The organism is Protofrankia sp. CiP1_Cm_nod4, from assembly GCF_982290645.1.
The window spans coordinates 1,747-11,542 of record NZ_CEVIVC010000008.1; the positions used below are offsets into that span (position 1 = coordinate 1,747).

At 66.3% G+C, this 9,796-nt stretch carries 9 protein-coding genes, 3 pseudogenes and 1 riboswitch; of the genes and pseudogenes, 7 read left to right on the forward strand and 5 right to left on the reverse strand.

Annotated elements, in window-relative coordinates; genetic code table 11:
* Positions 1 to 508 precede the first annotated feature (508 nt).
* From AC5LSR_RS03190 to AC5LSR_RS03210, 5 genes are all read left to right on the forward strand, one after another.
* Positions 509 to 1,375 (forward strand): ZIP family metal transporter, encoded by an 867-nt coding sequence (locus AC5LSR_RS03190; protein WP_250286240.1) that lies wholly within the window; start codon positions 509 to 511, stop codon positions 1,373 to 1,375.
* Between the two features lie 676 nt (positions 1,376 to 2,051).
* Positions 2,052 to 2,288, forward strand: a complete 237-nt coding sequence (locus AC5LSR_RS03195) for an NfeD C-terminal domain-containing protein (protein ID WP_250286242.1) — start codon at positions 2,052 to 2,054, stop codon at positions 2,286 to 2,288.
* A gap of 20 nt (positions 2,289 to 2,308) precedes the next feature.
* Positions 2,309 to 3,484, forward strand: a complete 1,176-nt coding sequence (locus AC5LSR_RS03200; RefSeq protein ID WP_250286244.1) for an SPFH domain-containing protein — start codon at positions 2,309 to 2,311, stop codon at positions 3,482 to 3,484.
* 371 nt (positions 3,485 to 3,855) lie between these two features.
* On the forward strand, positions 3,856 to 3,987 hold the full coding sequence (locus tag AC5LSR_RS03205; RefSeq protein WP_250286246.1) for a pyridoxamine 5'-phosphate oxidase family protein: 132 nt from the start codon (positions 3,856 to 3,858) through the stop codon (positions 3,985 to 3,987).
* Positions 3,984 to 4,280, forward strand: a complete 297-nt coding sequence (locus tag AC5LSR_RS03210; RefSeq protein ID WP_250286248.1) for a pyridoxamine 5'-phosphate oxidase family protein — start codon at positions 3,984 to 3,986, stop codon at positions 4,278 to 4,280. The genes AC5LSR_RS03205 and AC5LSR_RS03210 overlap by 4 nt, the downstream gene beginning before the upstream one ends.
* Before the next feature lie 881 nt (positions 4,281 to 5,161).
* Here the strand turns inward: AC5LSR_RS03210 and AC5LSR_RS03215 are convergent.
* The gene (locus tag AC5LSR_RS03215; RefSeq protein WP_131764847.1) at positions 5,162 to 5,365 is read right to left on the reverse strand and encodes a cold-shock protein; all 204 of its coding nucleotides are present in this window, start codon (positions 5,363 to 5,365) and stop codon (positions 5,162 to 5,164) included.
* 386 nt (positions 5,366 to 5,751) lie between these two features.
* Entirely contained in the window at positions 5,752 to 6,033 is a 282-nt protein-coding gene (locus AC5LSR_RS03220; protein ID WP_493468132.1) for a transposase, read from the reverse strand.
* 20 nt (positions 6,034 to 6,053) lie between these two features.
* On the opposite strand from AC5LSR_RS03220, the pseudogene AC5LSR_RS03225 reads away from it, so the two are divergent.
* Positions 6,054 to 6,456 (forward strand): annotated as a pseudogene (locus AC5LSR_RS03225) (DDE-type integrase/transposase/recombinase); the annotation flags it as partial.
* 584 nt (positions 6,457 to 7,040) lie between these two features.
* Here the strand turns inward: AC5LSR_RS03225 and AC5LSR_RS03230 are convergent.
* The gene (locus tag AC5LSR_RS03230; RefSeq protein ID WP_445548506.1) at positions 7,041 to 7,652 is read right to left on the reverse strand and encodes a transglycosylase family protein; all 612 of its coding nucleotides are present in this window, start codon (positions 7,650 to 7,652) and stop codon (positions 7,041 to 7,043) included.
* Positions 7,653 to 7,656: 4 nt separating this feature from the next.
* Positions 7,657 to 7,803: riboswitch (cyclic di-AMP (ydaO/yuaA leader) on the reverse strand.
* A 706-nt stretch (positions 7,804 to 8,509) separates the two neighbouring features.
* Here AC5LSR_RS03230 and AC5LSR_RS03235 point away from each other — a divergent pair.
* A pseudogene (locus AC5LSR_RS03235) lies at positions 8,510 to 8,812 on the forward strand (transposase); the annotation flags it as partial.
* A 131-nt stretch (positions 8,813 to 8,943) separates the two neighbouring features.
* Here the strand turns inward: AC5LSR_RS03235 and AC5LSR_RS03240 are convergent.
* Positions 8,944 to 9,270: pseudogene (locus tag AC5LSR_RS03240) on the reverse strand (tyrosine-type recombinase/integrase); the annotation flags it as partial.
* 103 nt (positions 9,271 to 9,373) lie between these two features.
* Positions 9,374 to 9,577, reverse strand: coding sequence for a helix-turn-helix domain-containing protein (locus AC5LSR_RS03245; protein ID WP_493468133.1), 204 nt, complete (start codon positions 9,575 to 9,577; stop codon positions 9,374 to 9,376).
* Between the last annotated feature and the right edge of the window lie 219 nt (positions 9,578 to 9,796).

Below are 9,796 nucleotides of genomic sequence, written 5' to 3' on the forward strand. Positions count from 1 at the left end.
ACCCGCCGACCTCGTCGCCGCCCGCTCCACCCTCACCGGCGAGCACCTCGCGGCCTACGTCGGCACCTGACCGAGGCCCTCGCGGACACCGTGAGACGAGTTCTCTCACCTGTTTCGACTCCTCCCAGTGAACCGGGAGCGGGGCGTGTTCGACAGGGGCGAGTGGCTCCACCCGTTGGCCACGCATTTGCTGGGCGAAGGAGGCGCCTGCTGGGTGGGGACAGCTCGAACTGCCAGTCGTGCCAGGCGGTGCGGCCAGGGTTCGGCGGGGATGCCCGCGGCAGCCGCCACCCGTAGGTGCGTATCGGGAGACTTTTCCTTCGGCGGGAAGGCCTGCAATCAAGATCGTCGGTAATCGGTGAACGCAACAGCGCTCCCAGCAGTAGGTGCCTCGGAGGTGAGTCGCTCCCACCGCTGAACCGTCCGGTCAGCAGTCCCATCAGGAAAAACTTGCCTCTACACACAATTTAGGACAGCCTAACCTAACTGATCTGTCGGAGGAGGACACATGGGTCTGGGCCGCACGCTGCTACTCGGCGCCATCGCCGGAGCGACGATTCTGCTCGGCCTGCCGGTAGGGCGACTCAGGCGGTCCGCACCCACACTGCGTGCGCTCCTGAACGCGGCGGCGGTCGGCGTGTTGCTGTTCCTGGTGTGGGATGTGCTGTCTGCGGCCTGGGAGCCCATCGACGGGGCGCTGACCGAGATACACACCGACCACCACGGCATCGGCCGGGCGGTCGGTTACGGGCTACTGTTCAACGGCGGGATCGCGGTGGGTCTGCTGTCGCTGGTGGTCTATGAGCGGTGGATGGGCCATGCCGCCGGCGGAGAACGCCGGTTCGGACCGGGCACGATGGCCGCGGGGGAACTGACAACTCGACAGGTCGGCCTGGCAGCATGGTCCCCGGCGAAACGCCTCAGCCTGCTGATCGCGGCGGGGATCGGGCTGCACAACTTCGCTGAAGGCCTGGCCATCGGCCAGTCCGCCGCCTCCGGTGAAGTCACGCTGGCCACCCTGCTGGTCATCGGCTTCGGGCTGCACAACGCCACCGAAGGCTTCGGAATCGTCGCACCGCTGGCCGGCGACACCGCTGGTACCCCCGTCCGCCCCGGCTGGGGATTTCTGCTGACCATGGGTCTTATCGGCGGCGGCCCCACATTCATCGGTACCGCTGTCGGACACAGCTTCACCAACGAAGCCCTCAGCGTGGCCTTCCTGACGCTGGCGGCAGGGTCGATCCTCTACGTCGTCATCCAACTGATCACCGTAGCGGCGAGAACCCGACGTATGGATCTGCTCGCCTACGGAATCCTGCTCGGTCTGATCGCGGGTTTCGCCACCGACGGCATCGTCACCGCCGCCGGCGCCTGAACCCAAGGCGGAACGATCATCTTTTCGTGCTGCCGGAAGGTCCTCATGAACTGCTGATGAGACTGGACCGCGGCAACCCGATCGTCGCCACACCCGTACACAGCGGGCCCTCAGCAACCTCTTGAACAGTTACTAACCGGATGTCAGGTGGCGCACAGCCCGGAGATTCGCGGTGAGTATGTGCCGCCAAGATGGCGGTGCGTGAGGAGGCGCGACATCGACAAGCTGCGCTCCGGCGACGAGGCGCTCAACCGGCCCCATGACCGCCCCGGCCCGGGCACCGACAGCCCTGACGGGACGACAGCCGGGTAGGCGACCGTGTCCCCCGCTGCGGGGCCGAAAAGTGGAAGGCGCGACCTGGTGGCGTAACACGAGGATCCCGGCCTCCTTCGCGGCGGCCGAACGTGTCAGCAGTACCAGCGCCAGCCGGAGACGCCCAGCAGGATGCGGCAGGATCAGGTATGGCAGACGCAGGGCCACAAGCCCCGACCATGCCCGAGCGGGGACCGTCAAGATAGACGGCCATGGACAGCTGGCCGCAGGATGATGCTGTAGGTCAAGACCCATGACACAGTCTTCGGCACCAGTACCCTCCGCACAGGACATCCCGCCTGCCACAGTGGTGTTCAGCGGTCGACGATGGCTACTCGGAAGCATGGGCGGGAGGAGGAATGCCGTGGGTGACTCGTCGGTCATCGGTCGCGTCGGCCCCCTCATCGTCGCCACTCGGGGCCCTGGCGGCGCTGGCGAGGTGAAACTGAAGGTGCGTGGCGGTGTCGAGACCTACCTCGCCTGGTCCGACGACCCGCTGCCCAAGGGCGCTTCCGTCCTCGTGGTCGGTAGCCGGGGGCCGCGTACCGTCGACGTGGTGCCGTGGACAGACTTCACCATCACGGTCGACAGCGGTAGCTGACTTGGTCTGAGGGAGCAACGATGCTGGGCTACAGAGTGCCTGCGCCTGACGAAGCAATGCTGATCTCGGGAGGCAAGAACCGCGGCGAGGCACCGTTCCGTGTGGTCACCGGGCACGGCGGCTTCGTCATACCGTTCTTTCGTAAGGTTCGTTTCCTGAAGCTGTCCATGTGCGAGGCGGAGGTTGCCGAGACCTGCGTGACCCACCAGGGCATCGCCCTCAACGTCCGCGCCGTCATCGCATTCAAGGTCGGCAACGACAGCGAAAGCATCGTCAACGCCGGCCAGCGCTTCCTGTCAGACCAGGACCAAATGTCGGTGCTGGCCGGACGGATCTTCGCCGGCCATCTGCGGTCGATCATCGGCTCGATGACGGTCGAGCAGATAATCCAGGAGCGGCAGAAGCTCGCTACCGAGGTACTGGACGGCTCCAAGGAGGAGATGGCCAGGATCGGGCTGACAGTCGACGCGCTGCAGATCCAGTCCATCGACGACGGCGGGCTCGGCTACATCGCGGCTATCGCGGCGCCACACAACGCTGCCATCCAACGACAGGCCCAGATCGCGCAGGCGCAGGCCAACCAGGCAGCCGCCGAGGCCGAGCAGGAGTCGCAGCGCAAGCAGGCCGAGTACGCGCGACAGACCTCCGTCGTGCAGGCCCAGTACCGAGCCGAGATCGACAAGGCGCAGGCCGAAGCCGCTCAGGCAGGACCGCTGGCCAAGGCGCAGGCCCAGCGTGGCGTCATCGCCGCCCAGACCGAGCTGGCCCAGCGCGAGGCGGAGCTGCGCCAACAGCAGCTCGTCGCCGAAGTCGTCAAGCCGGCTGAAGCAGAGGCCGAGCGGGTGCGCATCCTGGCCCTGGCCGAGGCCGAGAAGATGAAGATCCAGGCCGAAGCTGCGGCGTCACATAACCGTGTCGCACTCGACCGGATGCTAATCGATCAACTGCCCGAGATCGTCAAGCAGGCAGCGTCTGGTCTGGCGGGAGCGAACGTCACCGTGCTGAACGGCGCGGACGGCATCGGCGAGATCGCCAGTGCCCTTGTCGGCCAGGGCATGGCTATTTTCGAGTCGCTACGAGGCGGCGTCGGGCAGCCAGAGCACGACAAGGGAGACCGGCGCAGCAGCGGCAGCGCCCCACGATCCGAACTCCAGCTGTCACGGCCCACCCCCCGCGCGCAGCCCGACGCCAACTGACGCGGACGTCCGAAACGCGCTCCGCGCAGTACGGTCTCGGCGGCTTTCTCCTCCGTCCGGCGGCACCGCTCAGCCAGCTCGGCATTGCCCGCCAGGAGCTGGCGGGCAAGCACGACGCGCTGCTCGCGCGAAAGCTCCTCCGGGTCGGGTACCCCGCGTGCTGACCAGGACCGACCTGCCGCCCGGTACACGCACCAGCCCTGCTGCAAACAGTCAAAACTCGGTGTGGACGACGCACCACTCGGACAGTCAACACGCCGGACAGCCACCACGCTTAGTATTTACAGTCCCGCTGCCCACACTAGGCTGGTGCGGACGGTGGTTCCCGCTGCTCCGGGCGCCGCCTCCTACCTGACACCGAGGGGGTCTGCGTGGCCGCACTGACCGACGAGGCGCGATCTGTGATCACCGGTGGGCATCTGGGTCACCTGGTCACCCTCAACCCGGACGGCAGCCCGCAGGCGAGCGTGGTGTGGTGGGGCTGGACGGGGACGCCATCGTGACCGCCCATCTGGCGGAGTACCAGAAGATCCGTAACATCCGGCGGGACCCGCGGGTCGTACTGACCATCGAAGGCGGCGTGACAAACGCGGCCGGCCTGGCCGAGTACCTCATCGTCCACGGGCGTGCCACGGTCAACGAGGGCGGCGCGCCCGCCCTCCTGAACCGCCTCGCCAAGGTCTACCTCGGCCCGGACGCCAGCTACCCCCCGACGCCGAACCCGCCCGAGGGCTACGTGCTCTCGATCTCCGTTGACCGCGTCGGGGGAGTCGGCCCCTGGTCCGGCGACCACTGACCGGAGGCCCGCGGCTCCGCCCGGGCTTCGGAGGGCACTGTTGCATTCGCGTACACCGGCAGATCTTGGCCGCAAGTCCTCCGGCGTCGAGGCTCACCAACACGGCTCCGGGCGGCTGGTAGCCCACTGACCGGGGCACATGAGCGCGTCCGACAGGAAGATCCGCAGTGAAGATCGCCTGTGATCGGCGAATGCAACAGCGCCGTCCGAGCCGGGTGAGTTCTCCTTGAACGCGGCGGTGCCCCCGTGAGGGTTCTCCCGGGTCAGCCGGACGACCAGCTCGCGCAGCTCGTCATCGATTGTTGGGCGTCCGTGCCGGTTCGGGTACGTCCACCGGCGTGTGACCAGACGGTGATGCCACGCTGACAGCGTGGCAGGAGCGACAATGCGATGGCGACGTAGTTCGTCGGGTAGCAGCCGCGTCAACGCGGACAAGATCCCACGGTCCGGCCATGAGAGGCGCGGTGGGCAACCTGACGGCGCAGGACCGGGACCTCGTGCCTTGGCATCAGGATCTCGACATCCTTCACCGCGGATCTGCGCAGCGCCAGACTCAGCGAGCCAGACAGCCTCACCGTGATCAGATACGTCGACCGAAACAGCACGACCGCTGACCATCGCACGGCCACGACCCGACTGAAACCGCCGATGACCGCCCCGACGTCAGCTTCGGCACGGTACAAAGCCCGGGAGGGACGTGCAGTGCTGGTCGGTCACGGTCCTAGCGACGGTCGTCCTCGGCAAGGCCGAACGGACCGCGGGCTATCCACCCACACGCGACTCCGACCCGCTAGATCTTGCAAGCCGCCCATGGGCCTCGATGCGGCCGTTCGTCACCGTGTTCGACGCGACCGACAAGAATGATCGTCCGCGACCGCAGATCAGACCGGGCGGACGTGCTCGGCCTGCGGACCCTTCTGGCCCTGCGTGATGTCGAACTCCACGCGCTGGTTCTCCTCCAGGTTGCGGAAGCCGGCGCTGTCGATGGCCGAGTAGTGAACGAAGACGTCGGGACCGCCGCCGTCCTGGGCGATGAACCCGAAGCCCTTCTCGCCGTTGAACCACTTCACAGTGCCCTGAGCCATGTGTTCTTTTCCTTCGTGGGGGCCGTACCGGGCCGCCTGCTGCGAGTCCCGGGTTGCCGTGGTGTGATCGTCCCCATGTCGGATAGGACTGGAAAACGAAAAACGCCCGCTGTCAGACTCCACGGGCGTTCGAAACGTTCGAGGAAACTCCAACTGCAACGCATCGACCTTACCAGATTCCATGGCCCGACGCGGAGCCAGGGGCAACGGGGCAACGGGGCAACGGCGGCGTAACTCGATCAGTGCGAGTGGCGACAGGCTGGAGCCGACGTTGACGCGGCCGTCGACAGGCACCGGGTCGAGTGCCCGGGGAGCGGCATGACCGGATACTTCCTGCGGCGTCGATGGGCGACACTGTCCGTGCGGGTCTGACGCCCCTATGTTCGTCAAGCCGCTGGACCGACCAGTCCAGCCGTCCGGCCGGTGGTCCGCGGGAGCGCGTGATAGATCTCCCGGGCGACGTACCGCTTCCAACAGCGGACGATCTCCCGTCGGGTCGCGCCTTCCGCGATCCGTCGCTGCTGGTAGGTCCGGCTCCGAGGATCACAGCGCAGCCGGGTGAGAACGATCCGGTGCAGGGCGGTGTTGGCCTGGCCGTCCCCACCCCGGTTGAGACGATGCCGGTGGATCCTGCCGGAGAAGGCCCCGATCGGACGGGCACCGCGCAGGGCGGCGAAGGACGCCGCTGGTCGACCAGGACGGCCAGGTCATCGACGTCCTCGCCGCCGACCACCGCGATCTGGCCGTGGCCCACCGCTTCTTCACCGTCGCGCTGTCGCACGGCCGGCGCCCGGTCGAGGTGAGCGCCGAGCAGGCCGCCACCTACCCAAGGGTCCTCGACGAGCTGCTGCCCAGCCTCCTGTCACATCGACGCCCGGCGGGCAAACAACCGGATCGAGTCCGATCACGGCCAGCCGAAGGTCAGGCTGCGGCCGATGTGCGGACTACAACGTGTCCGTTCCGCCCAGACCGTCAACCCCGGGCATGCGTTCGTGCGGAACATCCGCCGTGGCCACTACGAACTCGCCGTCGACACCGAACCGCGCCTACGGGTGTCGACTGCCTTCATCGAGCCCACCCTGGCGATCTGATCAACATTCAGACGGAGTCCGTTATGTCTTGCTTTCCCATAACGCAACAGATCTCCGCCGATGCCAGCCGTGGAGGCGGCAGGTTCCCGGCGGCGGAAACCAGCCACAACGTGGGGGAACGGCGTCCCAGCATCCAAACCATTGCTGAGCATAATCATACTGTCATTATCGGACATTTAGCCGTGCGGGACGGCACCGCCCCGCCCCTGACGCTCTCCCGCACGTCATGTTCGATGCTACCGATCGCTCCTCCGGCCGGGCGCCGTACGGCGCCCGGCCGGATTTCCTTTGGCTCCGGTCCGGCTGAAAGCCGGGGACTCCTGCACCAATGCCACCGAGTTAGGCCGATGTTCGATTTTGTTTGCTTTCATCTTCGTAGGCCAGGAACCTGGAGCTTGATTTCGGTTACGCCCATCCAAGCGACACTGATTATTGTATAACCGTTATCTCGTCCATCGGGGCGGGCCCGCGACGGCACCAGTACGGGCGGTTCGGGATTTCCGAAGATTTCCCTTCAGGAACGGGCAGCTGTTTGCCTGCTCGGCTGGCAGGGTCGTCTGGAGGAACGCCCCAACGTCCGCCGTCTAGTCGTCGGCCGGGCGGGTGTCCTGATACCAGGACGACTGGTAGGAAGGCCAGTGGTGGTCCGTGGTGGAGGGAGGGACTGGAAGGCTGCCGGCATCCTGGGGAGCGGCGCCGGCGTTGTTCCCGTCGCCGGCGTTGTTCCCGCCCCCGCCGGCCGAGCTCGTCGGTTGTTCCTGGGCATTCGCTGGTTGTGACTCAGTAGCGGTCGGAGCCGTGTCGGCGACACTGCCGACTTTTCCAGCCCAGCAGGACTGCGATGCGGTCCAGGGAGCCGTGCCCTGCTGGGCGTACAGGATCCGGGCACGCTTCCATTGCTCGGCAACGCTGGCGTTCTGCGGCAGCCCGGTTCCACCGACCGCCTGCCACGTGCCGGGAAGAAACTGGAACAGCCCGCCGGCGCCTATCGAGTTGACGGTGGTCGGGTTGCCTCCGGACTCGCATTGAACAATTGCCGACAATATCTGGTCTTCGGATGGTGCCGCGCTGGCGGGCCCCGAGACTCCGATGCCGACGCCGCCGATGGCGGCGGCAAGCGTCGGAATGGCGACTAGCGAGCGAGTATACCTTGTGGTCCGCCTGGTTCCGCGATGCCGAGCACGCGCATGGGACATCTTGATGCCCTTTCCCCACGCCTGCGAGGTGAGCTGTCGGGTTCGGGCTGGGAAATGCCCGGCCGCATCTTGCGGCTTCACCCCAAGGGCGCTTCGCGGCGCCCGGGAAGTGGTTCCCCCGCTCCTGCCGTTGGTTTGGCGATCATCGGACGGGGCAGGACTCGGCGTGTTTCGTCCGACGCGTGCCCTCCTTGCGAAAGCACGGCAGAACCCTAGCCGCGAAGGCCGGTCGGCCGGCAAGGTGCGGTGAAGAAGTACACAACTGAACGTCGACACTTGATTTCGACCTTGACTGCCGGTAACGCACGCGTGCGTGCGCTTATATTTAAGCAGTCACAGTCGGCAGACCGTCTCCGTGACATTGCTGCTGCCTTTTGGCGCAGATCTTCGTACGCTTTGTGGACAGTCGGGTCGACTGAGTAACGCCGAAATTTCGAGTTCTGCTGACAGCCCGCGTCGCAGGTCGCGACGTGACCATCCATGCGCACCTGCGGCTGCGGCTGCGGCTGCGCAGAGCTCGATCCCCTGGATGACCATCCACGCGACCCAGCAGACAACCATAATTCTGACTCCCGGGAATCCGCCCCTTTTCTCGGACACTGGAACCCGAACAAAAAATGACGAAACGATGGGGCCTGCCGCAGTACATGGCCGTGATAAGTGGCAGGGTTCGTACCGTCGGAAGGTGGTATCCCCGGCGGTGTCGAGAAACGATGACGTTTCTCGACACCGGTGACCGTATGGAACAGAACCATCACCACTGATACCCGAGTCCGCCCTAATACTGCAACGGCACTTGGTGGCAGGGTGTGCGCTGCTCGGGTGTTGTACATGACGTGAACGATGTTGATGTGGGGATGTGGCGGGACGAGCTTGACCGGGTATGTGAACGGGTCGGTGGCCGGTTCGCCCGGGCTGAGCCCCGAGCGCGGATGCTCCGGTATCTGGAGGGGCTGCTCTCCGAGCTGGAGCGCAAGAACGGCTGGACCATTGCCGAGCATGCCGAGGAGGTGTCGCCGGACGGGATGCAGCGGCTGCTGCGGACCGCCGACTGGGATGTCGACGCGGCCCGCGACGACGTCCGCGACTACCTGGTCGAACACCTCGGGACCCCGCAGGGGGTGCTGGTCATCGACGACACCGGGTTCATCAAGAAAGGAGCCTAATGCCGGTGCCGGCATTACACGCCTTATGACGGGCCGGCCGTTATGCTGCGCTGCCTGCTCCGTTACTTGTCAGGAAGCGGGCTGATCTTCGTGGGCGCGGCATAACGGCGCGGGGGTCGTTCCGGTCAGAGCGCGTCGAGGAAGGCAAGCAGTGCGTCTGTCGGCTGGTAGCGGGCCGAGACGGTGCCGGGTGGGGCCGTGCGGGTGATCGCCTGTTGTTTGAGGGCCATGTCGGCGTGCAGGTAGACCCTGGTGCTGGTCGGGCTTTCGTGGCCGAGCCAGAGCGCGATGACGGTGGTGTCGACGCAAGCCATCGTCGCCGCGGTGTGCCGTAGCGCATGTGAGCCAAGGTGCGGGAGCCCGGTGCGCTTGCACAGCTTGGACATGTGGGTGTTCAGCCCCCGCGGCTCCATGTGGGTGCCGACCGTGCTCGGGAAGATCAGCCCGTGTTCCTTCCACCTCTTGCCCGCGCTCTCCCGGCGCGCATGCTGGGCGGTTCGGTGGGGGGCGGGGTCAAACGGAAACGATCATGGCTTCGTGGAAGACAACGGCCGGTCAGGCGATCTGGCGGAGGTCGTTGCCATAGTCGAAGATGATCCGCATGCGGGCACCCAGCGCCCGGGCGTACCGGCTCAGCGTCGCGACCTCGTTGGCGTCGAGATCACCGTTCTCGATCTGGCTCACCCGGCCCGGGGAGACACCCATCAGCTCGGCCACCTGACGCTGAGTCAGCCCCAGTCGCCTGCGCTCCTCAGCCAGATGGCATGCACTAGGACCTGTTCCGAGTCCGGATCACAGGCGGGATGATCGTCTTTCGCGTTCGGATGCTCCGGCTGGTAGCACGGTTGTATGACCCGTGGCGACCTGACCGACGGCGAGTGGGAGCTGATCGAGCCGCACCTCCCGCTGGGGGCGTCGGGGCCGATCCCCGACCTGCGCGGCTACTTCAACGCGGTGATGTGGAGGTTCCGTACCGGT

Bases quoted from the DNA above. Each gene is read 5' to 3' on its own strand.
- AC5LSR_RS03190 (WP_250286240.1), top strand. From the start codon at position 509: ATGGGTCTGGGCCGCACGCTGCTACTCGGCGCCATCGCCGGAGCGACG.
- AC5LSR_RS03200 (WP_250286244.1), top strand. From the start codon at position 2,309: ATGCTGGGCTACAGAGTGCCTGCGCCTGACGAAGCAATGCTGATCTCG.
- AC5LSR_RS03215 (WP_131764847.1), bottom strand. From the start codon at position 5,365: ATGGCTCAGGGCACTGTGAAGTGGTTCAACGGCGAGAAGGGCTTCGGG.
- AC5LSR_RS03230 (WP_445548506.1), bottom strand. From the start codon at position 7,652: ATGTCCCATGCGCGTGCTCGGCATCGCGGAACCAGGCGGACCACAAGG.